Source organism: Bradyrhizobium lablabi, assembly GCF_001440475.1.
Taxonomy (GTDB): Bacteria; Pseudomonadota; Alphaproteobacteria; order Rhizobiales; family Xanthobacteraceae; genus Bradyrhizobium; species Bradyrhizobium lablabi.
Genome location: NZ_LLYB01000055.1, coordinates 154127 through 172679, shown reverse-complemented (window position 1 = coordinate 172679; position 18553 = coordinate 154127). Strand labels below are relative to the sequence as shown.

The 18553-nt window shown below is 63.4% G+C and carries 18 protein-coding genes; 7 read left to right on the top strand and 11 right to left on the bottom strand.

Annotation, left to right across the window (positions count from 1 at the left end):
- The first annotated feature begins 270 nt into the window (after positions 1 to 270).
- Entirely contained in the window at positions 271 to 1419 is a 1149-nt protein-coding gene (gene rnd / locus CQ14_RS10600) for a ribonuclease D (RefSeq protein ID WP_057857831.1), read from the top strand.
- 217 nt (positions 1420 to 1636) lie between these two features.
- On the opposite strand, the gene CQ14_RS10595 is transcribed toward rnd, so the two are convergent.
- A complete protein-coding gene (locus tag CQ14_RS10595; RefSeq protein WP_057857830.1) occupies positions 1637 to 2776 on the bottom strand; it encodes an autotransporter outer membrane beta-barrel domain-containing protein in 1140 nt (379 codons plus the stop codon).
- A 368-nt stretch (positions 2777 to 3144) separates the two neighbouring features.
- Here CQ14_RS10595 and CQ14_RS10590 point away from each other — a divergent pair, with 368 nt between their 5' ends.
- A complete protein-coding gene (locus CQ14_RS10590; RefSeq protein WP_057857829.1) occupies positions 3145 to 3348 on the top strand; it encodes a cold-shock protein in 204 nt (67 codons plus the stop codon).
- 55 nt (positions 3349 to 3403) lie between these two features.
- Here CQ14_RS10590 and CQ14_RS10585 read toward each other — a convergent pair whose 3' ends face one another.
- From CQ14_RS10585 to purM, 3 genes are all read right to left on the bottom strand, one after another.
- Entirely contained in the window at positions 3404 to 4135 is a 732-nt protein-coding gene (locus tag CQ14_RS10585; RefSeq protein WP_057857828.1) for a glutathione S-transferase family protein, read from the bottom strand.
- A 65-nt stretch (positions 4136 to 4200) separates the two neighbouring features.
- Positions 4201 to 4854: a phosphoribosylglycinamide formyltransferase gene (purN, locus tag CQ14_RS10580; protein ID WP_057857827.1), complete on the bottom strand. Its 654-nt coding sequence runs from the start codon at positions 4852 to 4854 to the stop codon at positions 4201 to 4203.
- Positions 4851 to 5924, bottom strand: coding sequence for a phosphoribosylformylglycinamidine cyclo-ligase (gene purM / locus CQ14_RS10575; protein WP_057857826.1), 1074 nt, complete (start codon positions 5922 to 5924; stop codon positions 4851 to 4853). Before purM ends, purN begins: the two co-directional genes overlap by 4 nt.
- A 150-nt stretch (positions 5925 to 6074) precedes the next feature.
- On the opposite strand from purM, the gene CQ14_RS10570 reads away from it, so the two are divergent.
- The 4 genes from CQ14_RS10570 to ppx all read left to right on the top strand — a co-directional run bounded on the left by CQ14_RS10570 (position 6075) and on the right by ppx (position 11252).
- On the top strand, positions 6075 to 6617 hold the full coding sequence (locus CQ14_RS10570) for a CDP-alcohol phosphatidyltransferase family protein (RefSeq protein ID WP_028346428.1): 543 nt from the start codon (positions 6075 to 6077) through the stop codon (positions 6615 to 6617).
- Positions 6618 to 6710: 93 nt separating this feature from the next.
- Positions 6711 to 7388, top strand: coding sequence for a P-loop NTPase family protein (locus tag CQ14_RS10565; RefSeq protein WP_057857825.1), 678 nt, complete (start codon positions 6711 to 6713; stop codon positions 7386 to 7388).
- A 150-nt stretch (positions 7389 to 7538) separates the two neighbouring features.
- The gene (locus CQ14_RS10560) at positions 7539 to 9737 is read left to right on the top strand and encodes an RNA degradosome polyphosphate kinase (protein WP_057857824.1); all 2199 of its coding nucleotides are present in this window, start codon (positions 7539 to 7541) and stop codon (positions 9735 to 9737) included.
- 12 nt (positions 9738 to 9749) lie between these two features.
- A complete protein-coding gene (ppx, locus tag CQ14_RS10555) occupies positions 9750 to 11252 on the top strand; it encodes an exopolyphosphatase (protein WP_057857823.1) in 1503 nt (500 codons plus the stop codon).
- Positions 11253 to 11288: 36 nt separating this feature from the next.
- Here the strand turns inward: ppx and CQ14_RS10550 are convergent, their stop codons facing one another.
- Together CQ14_RS10550 and CQ14_RS10545 are read right to left on the bottom strand one after the other, a co-directional pair.
- Positions 11289 to 11549, bottom strand: a complete 261-nt coding sequence (locus tag CQ14_RS10550; RefSeq protein WP_057857822.1) for a GlsB/YeaQ/YmgE family stress response membrane protein — start codon at positions 11547 to 11549, stop codon at positions 11289 to 11291.
- Between the two features lie 26 nt (positions 11550 to 11575).
- A complete protein-coding gene (locus tag CQ14_RS10545; protein WP_057857821.1) occupies positions 11576 to 12034 on the bottom strand; it encodes a YidB family protein in 459 nt (152 codons plus the stop codon).
- Between the two features lie 238 nt (positions 12035 to 12272).
- Between CQ14_RS10545 and CQ14_RS10540 the strand changes: the two genes are divergently transcribed.
- Positions 12273 to 12449: a hypothetical protein gene (locus CQ14_RS10540; protein ID WP_199805498.1), complete on the top strand. Its 177-nt coding sequence runs from the start codon at positions 12273 to 12275 to the stop codon at positions 12447 to 12449.
- Positions 12450 to 12815: 366 nt separating this feature from the next.
- Here the strand turns inward: CQ14_RS10540 and CQ14_RS10535 are convergent, their stop codons facing one another.
- The 5 genes from CQ14_RS10535 to CQ14_RS10515 all read right to left on the bottom strand — a co-directional run bounded on the left by CQ14_RS10535 (position 12816) and on the right by CQ14_RS10515 (position 18506).
- The gene (locus CQ14_RS10535) at positions 12816 to 14240 is read right to left on the bottom strand and encodes a TRAP transporter large permease (RefSeq protein ID WP_063800331.1); all 1425 of its coding nucleotides are present in this window, start codon (positions 14238 to 14240) and stop codon (positions 12816 to 12818) included.
- Positions 14237 to 14800, bottom strand: a complete 564-nt coding sequence (locus tag CQ14_RS10530; RefSeq protein ID WP_057857820.1) for a TRAP transporter small permease subunit — start codon at positions 14798 to 14800, stop codon at positions 14237 to 14239. Before CQ14_RS10530 ends, CQ14_RS10535 begins: the two co-directional genes overlap by 4 nt.
- A 110-nt stretch (positions 14801 to 14910) precedes the next feature.
- Entirely contained in the window at positions 14911 to 16017 is a 1107-nt protein-coding gene (locus CQ14_RS10525; RefSeq protein ID WP_057857819.1) for a TRAP transporter substrate-binding protein, read from the bottom strand.
- A gap of 185 nt (positions 16018 to 16202) precedes the next feature.
- Positions 16203 to 17156, bottom strand: coding sequence for an alpha/beta fold hydrolase (locus tag CQ14_RS10520; protein ID WP_057857862.1), 954 nt, complete (start codon positions 17154 to 17156; stop codon positions 16203 to 16205).
- A 24-nt stretch (positions 17157 to 17180) separates the two neighbouring features.
- Complete coding sequence (locus CQ14_RS10515) at positions 17181 to 18506, bottom strand: FAD-dependent oxidoreductase (protein WP_063800330.1); 1326 nt, start codon at positions 18504 to 18506, stop codon at positions 17181 to 17183.
- Positions 18507 to 18553 lie beyond the last annotated feature (47 nt).

Below are 18553 nucleotides of genomic sequence, written 5' to 3'. Positions count from 1 at the left end.
GATTCATGGGAATGGTGATGATTGCGCTGTGTCTCGCCGTGCTGGCGATCCCGTCGGGCCGGCGCCGGTCGCGGCACATCCGTTACGAGTGACGTTTTCCACCCCGTGGGCTCCCTGACGCCCTGAACGGCTGCCCGGACCTCACCCGGCCGCGGTTGGGACGCAAAAAAGCCATGCCCAGGCTCAAATGCAGGGCTCAAATCCATCGCGACACCCTTGACATATCAGCGTTTTCGGCAGAACGCCTGTCCGACGCGTCATGGATTGTTCATGGATCTGATTACTACCACTTCCGACCTCGCCGCCGCCTGCTCCCGGCTCGCCCAGCACAAGGTCATCACGGTCGACACCGAGTTCCTGCGGGAGACGACCTACTATCCCCTGCTCTGCGTCGTGCAGATGGCGAGCCCGGACGAGGCTGTCGTGATCGACACGCTGGCGCCCGGGATCGACCTCAAGCCGTTCTTCGAGCTGATGGGGAACGAGGCGGTGCTGAAGGTGTTCCACGCCGCCCGTCAGGACATCGAAATCGTCTGGCACCAGTCCGGCACCATTCCGCACCCGATCTTCGATACCCAGGTCGCGGCCATGGTGCTGGGTTATGGCGACAGCATCGCCTATGACCAGCTCGTCGAGCGCGTCACCGGCCACCGGCCCGACAAGACCCACCGCTTCACCGACTGGTCGCGCCGCCCGCTGACGCCCGAGCAGATGCATTACGCGGTCTCCGACGTCACCCATCTGCGCGACGTCTTTGCGGCGCTGGACGCCGATCTGAAGAAGCGCGGCCGCAACGACTGGGTCAGCGAGGAGATGGAAATCCTGACCTCGCCCAGGACGTACGATTTCCACCCCGAGCGCGCCTGGGAGCGGCTCAAGACCCGGGTGCGCAAGCCGAAGGAACTCGCGGTGCTGATGGAAGTCGCGGCCTGGCGCGAGCAGGAAGCGCAAAGCCGCGACGTGCCGCGCTCGCGCGTCATGAAGGACGATGCGGTCGGCGACATCGCCACCCATGCGCCGACCTCCCTGGAACGCCTCGCCAGCCTGCGCTCGCTGCCGAAGGGCTTTGACCGCTCGAAATGGGGCACCGACATCATCGCCGCCGTCCAGCGCGGCCTCGCCCGCGATCCCTACACGCTGCCGAAGATCGAAAAGCCGCGCGGCAATTCGAACGGCGCAGCGACCGTCGAGCTCCTGAAGGTGCTGCTGCGGATGACCTCGGAGCGTCACGCCGTCGCCAGCAAGGTGATCGCCACCGTCGACGACCTCGACCAGATCGCCGCCGACGACCACGCCGACGTTCCTGCACTGCACGGCTGGCGCCGTGAGCTATTCGGCGAGGCGGCGATTGCGCTGAAGCACGGCAGGCTCGCACTCGCGATCGAAAAAGGCCGCGTCGTAAGGGTCGACCGGGCCTAGAGCCGAATTACGCGATGTAGCTTTCNCCCTTGTGGGAGAAGGTGGCGCGGACGAAGTCCGTGCCGGATGAGGGGTCTTTCTCCGCGGATAGAACCTCTCACGTCTCGAATGAGCTATCGCTCATTCGATCCACCCTCTCCCACAAGGGGAGAGGGGCAACAACGAAACTACCGGCTGGTCTGGATGGCCGACCGCGTTTCCCGAATTCAGCGCCCTCTCACCACTTCAACTCGATCCCCATCGTGCCCTGATGCGACTGCATCGCGGCGCGGACTTTGGCGTCGTAATTGACGTAGAGCCGCGCGGTGTTGGTGAGGCTCAGCGATGCCGAGGCACCGGCGTCGGCGCCGTACCGGCTCTCGCCAATGCCCTGGAACGTAATGCTCTGCACGCCCTGGCTGACCGTGATGTCGGAGAAATTCTGCACGACATTGTCGACGAACTTGCCGTAGCCCGACAGGTCGAGAATCTTGCTGTCGAAGATCCAGTAATGGCCGATCTCTGCGCCGATCAGGAGCCGCGCACGCTGCACGGTGGCGCCGGTCGCCGCTACGGGATCGAGGCCGCCGATCTCCTGCAGCGCCCCGGTCTGGGCGCGGACATATTCGAACGCGCCCTTCGGCACGATGCGGCCCTGGTCCTTGGACCAGTAATAGCTGATCTCGCTCAGGACACCGTCGAGCCGCGCATTGTATCCGGCGGTCGCCAGCCCAAGGCCGGTGTCGCGGCGCGAATTGACATTGCCAAAGCCGTGCACCACCGCGCTGGCCCAGGTCCACGGCCCGCTGTCGACGGAGGCGGTGAAACCGAGCTGGGTCAGGTCGATCGTCGCCGATTGCAGCGCCAGCGGAATGTCGATCGATGACCGGCTCTGATCGACCGAGAAGCCGATATTGATGCCCGGCGCCACCCGCGCCCCGATGCCGGCCACGCCGCCCCAGGTCTTTCTCTTGTCGCCGACGAAATCGCCGACCGCGCCGTTCCTCGTCGAGTTCCCGTAAGCCTCGAACCAGGTCCGGTAGCGCGGCGCTTCCGTGCTCTCGGAGGCGCCGCCGCCGCCCGGATTGGTCCGCTGCAGGCGGTTGAAGCCGTTGCTCGACTGGTTGCCCAGCCGCTCCAGGAAATTGCTGCCGAGATTGGTCAGCGCCGCGCCGGACGAGACCGTCGAGTTGATCACCGTCGGTGTCGGGCTCGGCGTCGGCGAAGGCGTGGGTGTCGGGGTGGGCGTGGGTGTCGGCGATTGCGCCTGCGCCGTCGACATCACGGCGACCAGAACGAACGCCATCGCGAGCAGCCGGGCGAGCGCGCGACAGGCCCCCCTTCTTCGTGCCCGCCAAAGCCGCCATGAGCAGCGCATGCAATCCAATTCCCAAGGGCAGAAGCGCGGCCCGAAAAATGCAAAAATCCCGATCAACTGCAGCGATTTGCACCCGGTTCACCCAAAGGGTCAATCGGTCAGCCACCCAGCCCGTCACTGAATACGCGTCATTGTTGTTCGGCTGCCACAGCTCGCGCGACATCGTGACCAAGTTGCCAGTGTGTGCCAGAACCTTGCGAATGCCCAAATTTCGTGTTGCAATCCGAAGCACAATCGGATTCAGGCCGTTCGTCTGTGCGTTTCGCGAGCAGGAAATCTAGCAGCTACCGGGGAGCCCGTTTGTGGCGTGGCACGTGGAAAACGTGGCCGCGTCTTTTTTGTATCTAGTCTAAACTTGGAGACAGGCGATGCAGAAAGGCAGCGTCAAGTGGTTCAACCCCACCAAGGGGTATGGGTTCATCAAGCCGGCGGTCGGCGAGAAGGACGTATTCGTCCACATCTCGGCCGTCGAGCGCGCGGGGCTCACCACTCTCAACGAGAACCAGCACATTGAGTACGACCTTGTCGAAAACCGCGGCAAGACATCAGCGGAAAATCTCAAGGTCACCTAAGACTTCGTCCACACTGACTACCCCCGGCTTTGCCGGGGGTTTCTGTTTCCAGCCTTCAGGCCGCCGCCTCGCATCCCGCGATCTCGCGGAGTTCCGGATAGAATCGCGCAGTCATCCGGCTGACATAGCGCCGCAAATTGTCGTGGCCCGCCGCCGCCCGCTGCAATTCCGATTCGAACAGCGGACAGATCGCGCTGACCGCGAAGGCAAACATCGTCGCGTCGATGCCGGTGGGTTCCTTTCCCATGAAGAACGGCTTGTCGCCAAGATAGGCCGCCATCGCATCGATCGAGCGGATTCCGATCGCCGTGATCTCGTCGGCGGAGTGACGGCCGATTCCCTGGCCGTGCAGCGTCTTGCGCAGGCGGCGGCGGATCATCGAAACGACGACAGGCCGGACCGGCGCAGGCACGCCCTTGAAGAAGTTGACCGGACCTTTGCGGAAATTGTCGTCGATCATCCAGCGGAAGTAGACGCTGGCCCAGTATAAATTATCCTCCGCCATCTTCTCGAACGCCCAGGCGACCGCGAGTTGCTCGGCGCTGAGGCCCTGGTCGAAATCAATTCCGTATTTCTTTTCGAGGTGCCAGCGGATCAGCGTGGAGTCGCCGAGCAACTGGCCGTCGTCCTCGATGTAGGGAATCTTGCCCTTCGGCGCCTTGGAAAAACTCATCAGCGCCTTTTCGAACGGCAGCTTCGACATCCGCAGCAAGGTCTCGGCCTTGGTCACGAAGGGGCTTGCGTCGGGAAGGCCAAAATTGGGGCCGGAGCCATAGAGCGTGATCATGGAACCTCGATATATCCTAGCGGAGCGCGGCTCTCGCGCTCGTTCGCCTGCCCCGGCAGATAATATCAGATCGTCCGCGGCGAAATCAGGGTGCCGTCGCGGTCGGCCCCGCCGGCGGTCCTGCAGATGTCGCCTTCGAGGCGAAGCTTGCCGCTCGCCAGCAAACGCAGCGCCTCGGGATAGATGCGATGCTCGATGCCGAGAATGCGCTGTGACAGCGCCTCCGGCGTATCGTCATCGGCCACCTCCACCGCGCCCTGCATCACGATCGGGCCGGCGTCGGTTTCGGGAATGACAAAATGCACGGTAGCGCCCGAGAGCTTCACGCCGGCCTTGAGCGCCTGGCCGTGCGGATCGAGGCCCGGGAAGGACGGCAGCAGCGAGGGATGGATGTTGAGCATCTTGCCATACCAGCGCTGCACGAACTCCGCGGTGAACAGCCGCATGAAGCCGCCGAGGCAGATCAGTTCGACCTTCTTCTCGTCCAGCGCCCGCTGCAGGACCGCTTCGAAGCCGGCGCGATCCTTGCCGAACGGCTTGCTCTCGATGACCACAGTCGGGATGCCGTTCGCGGCTGCCCTCTCCAGCCCCAGCGCATCGGTGCGGTTGGAGATGACGGCGACGATCTCGGCCGGAAAGTCCGCAGCTTTTGCCGCGTCGATCAGCGCGGCCATGTTCGACCCGCGCCCGGAGATCAGGATGGCGACACGGCGCTTCATGGGGCGAGGTCGAGATGGCCGTTATAGACCACGCGATGTTCGCCCGCCGCCGGGATCACTTCGCCGAGCAAGGCAACGGTCTCGCCGCTTTCGGTGAGGATCTCCGTCACCTTCTCGACCGCATCCGGCTTGACGATCGCGATCATGCCGATGCCGCAGTTGAAGGTGCGTAGCAATTCGAGCTCAGCGATACCGCCCTGCTCGGCGAGCCACTTGAACACCGGCAGTACCGGCAGCCGCGCCAGGTCGATGCCGACGCCAAGATGCTTCGGCAGCACGCGCGGGATGTTGTCGGTGAAGCCGCCGCCGGTGATGTGGGCGAGGCCCTTGATCGCGCCGGTCTCGCGGATCGCGCGCAGGCAGGATTTGACATAGAGCCGCGTCGGGGCCAGCAGCGCGCCGCCGAGCGTCATCACCGGCGAGAACGGCGCCGGCGCATCGAAAGCCACGCGGGATTGCTCGACGATCTTGCGGACCAGCGAAAAACCATTGGAGTGAACGCCTGACGAGGCCAGCCCGATCACGGCGTCGCCCACGGCGATATCCGCGCTCGGCAGCAGCGTACCGCGCTCGGCGGCCCCGACCGCAAAGCCTGCGAGGTCGTAATCCCCGTCCTTGTAGAGCCCCGGCATTTCCGCGGTCTCACCGCCGATCAGGGCGCAGCCTGATTCCCGGCAACCCTCGGCGACGCCGGCCACGATGGCCGCCGCGGCCTCGGGATCCAGCTTGCCGCAGGCAAAATAGTCGAGGAAGAACAGCGGTTCCGCGCCCTGCACCACGAGGTCATTGACCGACATCGCCACCAGGTCGATGCCGATGCCGCCATGCAGCCCGGTCTCGATCGCAATCTTGACCTTGGTCCCGACGCCATCGGTCGCCGCCACCAGGACGGGATCCTTGAACCCGGCCGCCTTGAGGTCGAACAGGCCGCCGAATCCGCCGATTTCGGCGTCCGCACCGGCCCGGGCCGTGGCGCGCACCATCGGCTTGATGAGGTCGACCAGACGGTTGCCCGCGTCGATATCGACCCCCGAATCCGCGTAAGTCAGCCCGTTTTTGCGGTCGTTCATGCCCAAATTCCAGTATGATGACCGCTGGTTACGAGGAATTCAGCGATCCTGCAATGGCTCGCAAGCGCTTGGCGCATATACTATGTAGATAAGAGCCGGCTGAACCCGCCAGGGGCCGGATCTAAGGCCGGGAGCCGGGAAGCGACCGAGTTGAGTATTCCGAATATCATTACGCTGGGGCGCATCATTCTGGTGCCCGTCATCGTCTGGGCGATCGTTTCCAGCCAGATGGAAATTGCGTTTGCGATCTTCGTCATTGCAGGCGTCAGCGACGCCGTCGACGGCTTTCTCGCCAAGCGCTTCAACATGTCGAGCGAGCTCGGCGCCCTGCTCGACCCGCTCGCCGACAAGGCGCTGCTGGTTTCGATCTTCGTGGCGCTCGGCATCTGGGGTGCGGTTCCGCGCTGGCTCGTCATCCTCGTGGTGTCGCGCGACATCATGATCGTCACGGCGGTAATCGTGTCATGGCTGTTCGACAAACCGATTCCGATGAAACCCCTGATGGTGTCGAAGCTCAACACGGTGGCGCAGGTAGCGTTCGCGGCGCTGGTGCTGGCCTCGCTCGGGTTCAACTTCAAGCCGGCGCCGTACGACGTGATCCTGATGGGATTCGTAACCGTCTTTACGCTGGTATCCGTCTCGCTCTATCTCGTCGAGTGGGTACGGCACATGAGTACGATCGAAGCGCGCTAGCTTCGTCTTTTATTTGATGCGTTTTCTTCGAACCCGTAGCCATTTCGCTCGAAAACGCTATGAAGGCTGCAATATCCCGGCCTGGAGATTTGCGTGGCAGTTCGCGTTCAACCTCGTCAGCTTGCGTTCTCGTTGCCGCATGCGGAGAGCCTGACCCGCGACAATTTCCTGGAAGGGCCTTCCAATGAAGCCGCGCTATCGCTGATCGAAAGCTGGCCGGATTGGCCGAACCGCGTCATGGTGCTGATGGGACCGGAGGGCTCCGGCAAGAGCCATCTTGCAGCGATCTGGGCCGAACAGGCCGGCGCGCGCTCGATATCGGCGCATGCGCTTGACCCCGCCTCCGTTCCCGGCGCGCTCACGACCGGGGCATTGGTGGTCGAAGATCTGAAGCCATCAGACTTCGATGAACGCGCGATATTTCACCTCCTGAATCTGGCGCGCGAGGACGGGGCTTTCATCCTGATCACGGCTCGCGTTCCGCCGGCTTCGTTCGAGATCGAATTGCGCGATCTCCGGTCGCGGCTGCGCGCCGCCCCCGCCGTGTCGCTGTTGCCGCCGGACGACCTGTTGTTTCGCGGCCTGATCGTCAAATTCTGCGCCGACCGCCAGTTGAGCATCGACGAGACGGTCGTGAGCTATCTGGCCACCCGGATCGAGCGCTCCTACGCCGCTGCCCGCCGGGCCATCGAACTCCTGGACACCGAGGCGCTGCGGCTCGGCCGTCCCGTGACCCGGGCGCTGGCCGTGGAAGTGCTACGCAACGCCTGAACGGCGTGGGGTGCGTGCTGCGTCCTGCCGCCTTGACGGCGGCTGCGGGCGGAACATCAATGTCATTGAAACGTCATCGGATTATCACATGGTTTGGGCGGCATTCGCTTAAACAATGCCGGCGCCCAGCCCGAGATGGATCAAAGCCTTATGGAATCGGCTCAAGTTATTGATATTAAAGAAAAAGAACCAGCCGCCGAGGCGCCTCCCGCGATTGCCACCAGCCCCGAGCGCTTCATCAATCGGGAACTATCCTGGCTGCATTTCAACCGCCGGGTGCTCGAGGAATCGGTCAATCCCGGCCATCCCGTGCTGGAACGGGTGCGGTTCCTGTCGATTTCCGCCAATAACCTTGATGAGTTCTTCATGGTCCGCGTCGCCGGTATCAAGGCACAGGTCCGCGAAGGCATCGCCGAACGCAGCCCGGATGGCCTGACGCCGTCCGAGCAGCTCGCCCTCATCAACAAGACGGTTTCGGAACTCGCCTCCGACCAGCAGGCGATCTGGCGCGATCTGCGCACCACGCTGTCGGACGCCGGCATCAAGCTGGTCGACGGCCACGACTTCACCAAGGCAGAGCGGAGCTGGCTCGAGGATCATTTCCTCCACAACATCTTCCCGCTGCTGACGCCGCTGGCGATCGATCCCGCGCACCCCTTCCCGTTCATCCCGAGCCTGGGCTTCACCATCGCGCTGCAATTGTCGCGGACCTCCGACGGCAAGGCGATGAACGCGCTGATCCGCATGCCCGGCAAGATCGACCGCTTCATCCGCATGCCCGCGGGCAAGGACGGCGCCGTTCACCTGATCCCGCTGGAGCAGGCCACCGGCCTGTTCATCGGCCGGCTGTTCCCGGGCTACACCGTCAAGGGCCAGGGCGCCTTCCGCATCATCAGGGACTCCGAACTCGAAATCGAGGAAGAGGCCGAGGACTTGGTGCGCCTGTTCGAGACCGCGCTGAAGCGGCGGCGGCGCGGTTCGGTGATCCGGCTGGAGATGGAAGCCAAGATGCCGGAAGCGCTGTGCGCCTTCGTACGGCAGGCGCTTTCGGCGGCGGACGACGAGGTGTTTCTGGTCGACGGCGTGCTGGCGATGAACGAGCTCTCGCAGCTCACGCGGCTCGACCGGCCCGACCTCGAATTCACGCCCTATGTGCCGCGGCATCCCGAGCGGGTGCGCGACCATGGCGGCGACATCTTCGCCGCGATCCGGCAGAAGGACCTGATCGTCCATCACCCCTACGAATCCTTCGACGTCGTCGTGCAGTTCCTGCAGCAGGCGGCGCGCGATCCCGATGTCGTCGCCATCAAGCAGACGCTCTACCGCACCTCGAACAATTCGCCGATCGTGCGCGCGCTTGCCGAGGCTGCGGAAGCCGGCAAATCGGTGACGGCGTTGATCGAGCTGAAGGCGCGCTTCGACGAGGAAGCCAATATCCGCTGGGCGCGCGACCTCGAACGCGCCGGCGTTCAGGTCGTGTACGGCTTCCTCGAACTGAAGACGCACGCCAAGCTGTCGATGGTGGTGCGGCGCGAGGGCGGCAGCCTCACGACCTATGTGCACACCGGCACCGGCAATTATCACCCGGTCACCGCACGCATCTACACCGACCTCTCCTACTTCACCTCGGACCCGATCATCGGCCGCGATGCGGCGCGGGTGTTCAACTACATCACCGGCTATGCCGAGCCGAGCGACATCGAGCGGATGGCGGTGTCGCCGCTGACGCTGCGCAAGCGCATCATCGAGCACATCAAGGGCGAGACCAATCACGCCAGGCACGGCAAGCCCGGCGCGATCTGGATGAAGATGAACTCGCTCGTCGACCCCGACATCATCGACGCGCTGTACGAAGCCTCGCAGGCTGGCGTCTCGATCGAACTGGTGGTGCGCGGCATCTGCTGCCTGCGGCCGGGACTGCCCGGGCTATCGGACAATATTCGCGTCAAATCGGTGATCGGCCGCTTCCTGGAGCACGGCCGAATCTACTGCTTTGGTATGGGTCAGGGCCTGCCTGGCCCGAAGGCGGCTGTGTATATCTCGTCCGCCGACATGATGCCGCGGAACCTCGACCGCCGCGTCGAAGTGCTCTGTCCATTGCAAAATCCCACGGTACATCAGCAGGTTCTCGAACAGATCATGGTCGCGAACCTGAAGGATACCGAGCAGAGCTGGCAGTTGTTGCCGGACGGGTCCTCAACGCGTATGAAGGCCGCGAAAGGCGAAGAGCCGTTCAACTTGCACAATTACTTCATGACGAATCCGAGCCTGTCTGGTCGTGGAAAGTCTCTCAAGGAATCTTCGCCGCGCCGGCTCACGCGCCGTAACGAGCGCCAACCATCGTCATAAGGGGCCGCGGCTGTGAAGCGGCCGCGAAAGCGCGCTTCCAGCGTCGCCGTCATCGACATCGGTTCGAACTCGGTTCGTCTCGTCGTCTATGAGACGATGGCGCGCAGCCTCGTCACCATATTCAACGAGAAGGCGCTGTGCGGGCTCGGCCGCGAGGTGCAGAGCACCGGCTTGATGGCCGAGGACGCCGTCACCAAGGCGCTGACGGCGCTCAGGCGATTCCGGGCGCTGTGCCGCATCCAGCAGGTGGGGCGCGTCTTCGCCATCGCCACCGCCGCCTGCCGCGACGCCAAGAACGGTCCTGACTTCATCGCCAAGGCCGAGCGCATCTGCGGCACTCCGATTCAAATCCTGTCGGGACCGCGCGAGGCAAAGCTCTCCGCGCTCGGCGTCGTCTCCGGCATCCACAATCCCGACGGCATCGTCGGCGATCTCGGCGGCGGTTCGCTCGAACTGATCGACGTTCAGAAGAGCCGCGTCCACGGCGGCGTCACGCTGCCGCTGGGAAGCCTCGCGCTGCAGGATCTGTCTGACAAATCGTTGAAGCGCGCCGAGCGCATCGTGCGCGACGATCTGTCCGGCGTCGCCCAGCTCAAAGCCGCCCACGGCCGCACCTTCTATGCCGTCGGCGGCACCTGGCGCGCACTGGCGCGCATCCACATCGTCCAGAGCGGCTACCCGCTGCGCGTGATGCACGGCTATTCGATACCTGCCGCCGACGCGCTCGATTTCGCCCGGCGCCTGCGCCGGCTCGCGGCCGCCAACATGCTCGCCGATATCGAAGTGGTCGCCGACGCCCGGCGTCCGCTGCTGACCTATGCGGCGCTGGTGCTCGAATACATCATCCGCATCGGCCGGCCGAAGGAAATCGTGTTCTCGACCTTCGGCGTGCGCGAAGGCCTGCTCTACGAGATGCTGCCGCAACAGGAGCGCGCCAAGGACGGTTTTATCTGCGCCGCGCAAACCCTGAACGGGCTGCTGTCGCGCTCGGCTCGCCACGCCGAGGAACTGGTCGCTTGGACCGACAGGCTGGTGCGTGTCGTAAAGCTGCGCGAGACCGACGAAGACCGACGGCTGCGCCATGCCGCCTGCCTGCTCTCCGACATCGGCTGGCGGGTGCATCCCGATCATCGCGGCGAGGAGACGCTGAGCCTGATCACCAACGGCAATTTCGGCTCGATCAGCCATCAGGGCCGCGCCTTCGTCGCGCTGTCGGTATTTTATCGCTATGCCGGCCTCAGCGAGGAGAACGAGCCGCCGGAGCGCATCCGCGAGCTGGTGCCGCCGGCGATGGACGAACGCGCGCGGCTTCTCGGCGCCGCCTTCCGCGTCGCGCACCTGATCTCGGCGGCGCGCACCGGCGTGTTACCCGCGACGCATTTCCGCACCCAGGGCCGCAAGCTGATGCTGGTGTTCGAGCATCGCATGGTCGACCTTGTCGCCGACCGCGTCGGCAGCCGCTTCAAGCAACTGGCGCGCCTGGTCGGGCGCGCCGGCTCGATCGTGCGGAAGTGAACGCTGGTCTCTCCCGCCGATAACGCGGCATCGAGTTCAAGCCGCTCGCTGCTTTCCCGCGAAGAACCCATAGATCGCCAGCACGATGATCGCCCCGACGACAGCACCAATGAATCCGGCCCCCTCGCCCGCCTTGTACCATCCGAGAGCTTGCCCGAGATAGGACGCAACGAACGCGCCTACGATGCCCAGAATGGTCGTCATAATGAACCCCGACGGCTCATTGCTTCCAGGCATGATGAACTTTGCAACGACGCCCGCCAAAAATCCGATAATGATGGTCCAGATGATGCTCATCTTACCAATTCCCTGTGCACGGTGAATTAAGCGTCGCGCGAAGGTAGACGACCGTCCGGCGTGTATTTGTCGACGGCTGATGGCAGTTCCCGCGAAAGTCGGGCGAGAAGCTCTTCTTGCGAAAGCCCCGTCTGCTGCGCCAGCGTCGCCAAAACATCCTGACCGATGGCTTGCTTGAGCTCGGGCGGCGAAATCTCCTTGTTGGGGCCGGGGCCGATCCACGATTCCGCAGCCTCGCCTTGGCCGTTCTTCTTGAATTGCTCGAACAGTTCGCCGAGGCCGCCGCCAAGTAGGCCTCCGACTCCCGCGCTGCCCAGCATGTTGCTCAGCACGTCACTCTGCGCCCGCGGCTGTCCGCCGCCTTCGGGTTTGGAAAGCGACCCCACAGCACCGCTGAATATTTCCGCGAGCTTGTCGCGATTTTGATATCCCGCAAGGGCGAGCATCCCAAGGAGCGCAGTCATCGATGGCATTCCGCGGCTCATTTTTGCCTCCTGACATCTATGTTTCAGACGGTTTCAGGCCGATCAGGCCTGGCAAACTCCGAGAGCACGTAAATTTCGGCCGAGGCCGCTCGTAGGCTCAGCGGTCATGCCCGGCAGCGAACGCCGGGACCGCGAGGCGAAGTTTGATCTAGGTCAACGTGGCTAAGGCGGAACCAGCCCCCCATCGCTCTTTTCCGATATGGCCGAGGGGTTGGGCTTGACGATGAATTTTTCGCAAATGAAGGACGAGCGGCTTTTGGCTTTCTATGAAAATGTCCGGCAGCAGGTCGAGCTGGATCAGCGAGCGGGCGGCAGGTATCGCTTTGCCGGTCCCGGCGTAAAGGAATACGCAGAACGGCTGCGCGAGGAAATGGATCGCCGTCGACTGCATTACAATCCGATCGATTGGTCGTGATACCGCGAGGGGCGCCCTCGGGTCCGGCCTGTGTCCGTTGGGACAATAGCGGCAGGGAAACTTCTTTGGTTTCATGTGTCGCCCCTATGCTCGGGCTCTCCCGGTATGGGACTGGCGGGTCTGCGTCGAGATATTCGTCTTGGCCTTCCGAACCCCCAAGCCCCCCAGGAGCCGGGGCGGGTATCTCGCCGCGACTTCCCCGTGAGTGCGCGCTACCTAGCTACCTCAAACTCGACACTTGGAAGAGCGCCCGCATTCGCGGCGGCACGCACCGGCGTGATCCCCGCGACATACTTCCGCGGCCGCAAGCTGATGCTGGTTCGAGCATCGCATGGTCGACCTCGTCTACGACGCACAACGAGCCGGCTACTTCTTTTTTGGTGTCAGCCAGTCATCGTCCTCCAGGGACGGTGCCAGCTTCTGCTGTTCCAGGATTCGCTTGTGCTCCTCCGGGATGACCTGACTGCGGGATGCTTCGTGCAGCGTATGCGGGAACCAGGTCGCAATACCGGGGAAAGCGATCATCAGCCCGACGCAGATCACCTGCAGGATCATGAACTGGAACATGCCGGCGTAAATCGTCGCGAGACTCCAGCCCTTGACCACCTGCTTGAGATAATACGCCGACCTGGCGACCGGCGGCGACAGGAATGCGGTCTGCAGCACCACCGCAACCAATGCTCCGAACCATATGAGGTCGATGCCCATGCCCTTCACGACGGGATAGAAGATCGGCAGGAACACCAGGATGATGGCTGGCCACTCAAACGGCCAACCGAGCAGGAAAATGAGGAGGAGCACGACAATCAGCATGAGGCTTGGCGGCAACTGGAGGCCGAGCATGGTCTCGGTGATCCAGTTCGCAGAGCCGAGGCGAGCGAACACCGCACCAAAAATGTTCGACGTGACCGCCAGCAGCAGGACCATGCTTGAGGTCGCCATCGTCGAGGTCAGCGCCCGCTGCAGTCCGCTGAGCGAGAACCTGCCATATGCGATGGCCAGGATCAGCGCGCCGACGCTGCCGATGCCGGCGGCCTCCGTCGGCGTCGCTAGCCCCCCGATGATCGAGCCGAGCGTCGCCGTGATGAGCCCGAGCAGCGGCAGCGTTCCGACGATGACCTCGCGCGCAATGTACCCCAAAGAGTAGATTCGCTCGTCGATTGGCACCGGCGGTCCGAGTTTGGGGTTCATGAAGGCGCGGCCCATCAGATAGGCGATGTAGAGGCCGGCCAGCAGGAAGCCCGGCCCAAAGGCTGCGGCATAGAGATCGGCGACCGATACCCCGAGCACTGGCCCCATCACGATCAGCATCACCGACGGGGGAATGAGAATGCCGAGTGTGCCGCCCGCCGTGATGGTGCCCGCTGAAAGCTTGGCGTCATAACCGGCCTTCGTCATGATCGGCGAGGCCATGATGCCAAGCACAGTAACGGCTGCGCCGACGATGCCTGTCGCCATCGCGAACACGGTCGAAGTCAGGATCACGACGAGGAAGAGTGCGCCGCGCACCGGCGCAAGTAGCATCCGGAACGCCGTAAATAAGCGCTCCATGAGTCCAGCCTGCTCGGTGATGAAGCCCATGAAGATGAACAGCGGCACGGCGGCCAGCAGTTCCTCCTTCATCATGCCGATGGTCTGGAAGTAGCCAAGTTCGAAGACCGTCCCGCCCATGCCCCAGTAGCCGAACGAAAAAGCGAGAAACAGCAACGTGAACGAGATCGGCACGCCGATGAAGATCGCGCCAAGCAGGACCAGAAGCATGACGAGGCCGATGAGCGCTTCTGCGGTCATATCTCGACCTTCTCCTTGTGCTCGAGTTCGACGCCGGTCCGCGCCATGTAGATGCTCTTGATCAGTTCGGACACGCCCTGGATCAGCAGCAGGAGGCAGGCGAGCGGTACGACGAACTTGAACGGCCACAGCACGGGCCGCCACGGCGTCTGGTCCGAAGTCTCGTTGATCTCCCAGGCGTAGTGAAATTCGTTCCAGCTGATCAGCAACAGCATGATCAGGCTCGGAAAGAAGAAGACGATGTAGGAGATCGTATCGATCCACCCCTTCCTGCGGATCGAGAACTTCTCCCAGAAGAAGTCGGTGCGGATATGAGCGCCCTTGTGCAGCGCGTAAGCGGCGCCGAGCATGAACAGCGAGCCGTAGAGCATGTAGGTTGCGTCGTAGGCCCAAATGGTCGGCGCGTTGAACAGGTAGCGCGCTGTAACCTCGTAGGCGACGGCCAGAACGAGCGGCACCGACAGCCACGAGATGATCGTGCCGGTCCGGTCCGTGAAGCCGTCGATGATCCTGATCATGGCCAGGAGCGCCGGCGGCTGCCTGCCCGTCATCTCTGCCATCCCTCCCCCTCCCACCGACCGTTCGGGCGGCGCACTACGGCACGACGCAAGCCGGCCGCATGAGTCGCATCAATGGAGGGCGGTCGAATCGGCCGCCCTCGGACGAAGCCCTATTTCTCGACGGGGAAGTAGTAGTTCGCCATGAAGGAGTACGGCGGGAAATAGGACCGCTTGTACGGCACCACGGCGCTGGCATAGGCCTTCTGGGAGTCGTGCACCTTCTTGAAGAACGGGTTCTTGGCGCCCTCCGCCGCCGCGATCTCGTCCCACTTCTTGATGAAGGCCAGCAGGATCTCGGTCGGCGTGCGCAGGATCTGTACGCCGTGCTTCTGCTGCATCTCAATCAGCGCATCGGCGTTCTGGCGCTGCCACTTGGTCCACCAGACGAGGAATGTCTCGTTGGCCGCCGACTTGATGATCTCCTGATGCTGCGCGCTGAGCTCCTTCCACACATCGCCGTTGATCACGATTTCGCCGATCGTGACGTTTTCATGCAAGCCGGGCGAATAATGATACTTCCAGACGTTGTGGAAGCCGAGCTGCAGGTCCTCGATGCCGCCGACCCATTCCGCGCAGTCGATCACGCCTCGCTGCGCTGAGGGAATGATTTCGCCACCGGGCATGTTGACCACCGTGAAGCCGAGAGCCTGCCACACTTCGCCGGCCATGCCGGTCTGGCGGCATTTCATGCCCTTCATGTCCTCAACCGTCTGGATCGGCTTCTTGAACCAGCCGAACGCCTGCGGCCCTGCAGGCAGGATGGGGAACACGACCACGTTGAGCTTGAGCTCCTTCTGATAGAACTCGTTGTACAGATCGAGGCCGCCGCCGTGATAGAGCCAGCCCATCACGTCCATGAAGTCCATGCCGAATGTGCCGCCGGGGCCGCCGGTGAAAAGGATCGCGGTCTTGTTCTTGCCGGTCCAGTAGCCGGCCCACGCATGCGCTCCGTCGAGTACCTTTTTGTGGGTCGCATCCAGCACCTCGAACGCCGGCACGACCTGACCAGCGGGCATCGCCTCGATCTTCAGCGCGCCGGCCGACAGCTTGTTCACCCGCTCGGCGAAGTAGGTGAAGTTGTCATAGAGCGTAAGCGACGCCGGCCATGTGGCCTGCATCTTCAGCACCTTCGTCTGCGCCATGACTGCAGTGGTGGATCCAACAAACGCCGAAGCGATCAGGGCAACGGCGACTACTCCCAGAAACAAGCGTTTCATGAGCTATCTCCTCCCTTGGACGACGTGACCGCGGCGATCGCTTTTTCTTCGTTGTTCTTGGTCGCCGTGGTTTCAAACCACGTCTGTCACCATTCTGCCACCATCGCTGGAAGTTGTCATCGTGCTTTCTGGCCGCAGCAAGCGCCGGCAGGCTGCGTGCGAACTTTTCCGAGGTACCGCCCGCGCTATAGCCCCCGCACGAACGCTTCGAGCGCCGCGTTAGTTTCCTTTGGCGCTTCCTGCTGCACCCAATGTCCGATACCGGGGATGATGGTGGAGCCGCGAAAATCAGAGCAGGCGATTCCGGGCTCGGCGTAAAGGTCGACGCCCGGGACGAAGGCGCGCACGGGATCGCGTTCGCCGGCGATGAAGGCCGACGGCTGCGTAATGTTGCGTCCGCTCAATTCGGCCAGCTCGGCAAAGTCGATTGTTTGCGCGCGGTATCGGTTGAGCGGGCCGCGGAAGCCGCCTGCCCTGAAGGCATCGACATAGACGGCCAGATCGGCCTCCTCCATCCAGCCTGGAAACGGCTTCGGATCGACGAGCCCATCGAGCAACCTTGCCTCCGGAGCCTTCGGCTCGAGCCACTTGTTGTGGGGCGCCGCCCCGGACAGCGCGTAATACGTCTTGCGCAGGGCGCTCGCGACGTCCGCATCAAGCTCCGCCTCCGCGACGCCCTCTTGCTGGAAGTAGAGCTGATAGAAGAAGCGCCCCTTGTAGAGAGATCGCGCAAGCTCGATGAAGGGTACGGGTCCGCGCGGCCGGTACGGCACGCTGAGGCCGGCGACCGCCCTGATCCTGTCGGGGTGAAGCAGTGCGGTGTGCCACACGATGGGTGCGCCCCAGTCGTGGCCGAACAGAATGGCCGGGCCATCTCCCAGGTGCTCGATCACGGCAACGACGTCGGATGCGAGATGACGCATCGTATACGCCGTGATTTCTCCTGGCTTCGAGCTTCGCCCATAGCCGCGCACGTCGAGCGCGACCACCCGGAATCCCCGTGCCGCGAAATGCGCGATCTGGTGCCGCCAGGAGTACCAGAGTTCCGGGAAGCCGTGGACGCAGACGATCAGTGGACCCGAGCCGGCGACCGCTACATTGAGTTCGATCGCTCCGTTCCGGACGGTAACAAATTCCACCGCGGCCTCTCCCGTATCAATCAATTACATCAGCGCCATCACGCGCGCCGCAAGCGCCGGCTCGCGCAGCGCGGCCTGCGGCTTGAGCAGTTGCGAGACTTCCACCGTCAGGCGATGCACCTCGGGATCATCAGCGGCGAGTTTGGTCAAGGCAATGCCGTATTGCAAGCGCTGCGCGAAGTCGGCGGGCCGGACACCGCGCGTGGCGGGGTAGACGAAATCGGAGACGGCAACGCCCCACGGTGCCGCGATGGTGTTTTGAATGGCCGCGAAGAAGTCACGCGCCAGCCGCTCCTCGGGGACGTCTTCCGCCAACAACCGGTCCAGGATCACGGCTTCCTGTGCGGCCACGCTCATGCCCTGGCCGAACACCGGGTTGAAGCGGCAGAACGCATCGCCGATCGCCAGCAGCCCTGTCGGAAACGACTCCAGGCGCTCGAAATGTCGCCGAGTGCTGCACGGCAACTGATAGCGAACGATATCCGTCAGCGGACAGGCGTCTTTGACCGCGTCATAGATCGTCGGCGTGCGCAGGCTCCTGACGAAATCCATAAATCCCGCGCGGTCGCCCGGAGGCGCATCGCCATGATTGCCTCCGACGGAAAGCAGCCATCGCTGGCTCTCGATCGGAAACAGGAACGCCCCGCGGCTGCTGGCGGGTGCGGACGGCAGCACGATATTGCCGAGCCAGTCGGCATTGTGATCGATCGGCCGCTCGACGATGGTGCTTGCATATGCCTGATCCATGCCGATCTCGGTTTCTTCCGGCCTCTCGAGAGAAAGCTCTTCGAGCAGTTGCAGCGTCAGGCCGCAGCGGCCGGAGGCTTCGACAACCAGGTCGGCCTCGACAGTCACAGCAGGCTCATCTCCGGTTTCATAACGGATCGCCTTGATTCGCCTCGCATCGCGCGAGGCGACAAGTCCTGTCACGCGGGAGCGCATGCAAATACCTATGTTCGGGGCCTGCAGGACGCGCCGTCGCGTAACGGCTTCGAGCAGCGGGCGCGACATGCTGAAAATATCGAAGCCGAGATCGCGAATAGGGAATGGGTCGAACCCGGGGCGCTCGAACCTAAGATCCTTACCGGCACGGATCTTCACCGCGCCAGCTTCCGCCAGATCGTTCTCAAACCCCGGAAACAGCGTCTGCAGCGCCTTCAACCCGCCCGCGAGCAGCATGTGGGCGTGCTGGCATTGCGGCGTCCCCCTCCGCGGCGCCGCCTCGGCGGGAAGGACGTCCCGCTCGATGACCGTGACTTTTCCGAAATGCCTGGAGATCGCCTGAGCGGCGGTCAGGCCGGCCATGCCGGCGCCAATGACCACGGCATGACTTCTTGCAGGATCTGGCATGTTTTCCTCCTGGAACGGAGCATGCAAATCGGACCCACGATGGATGC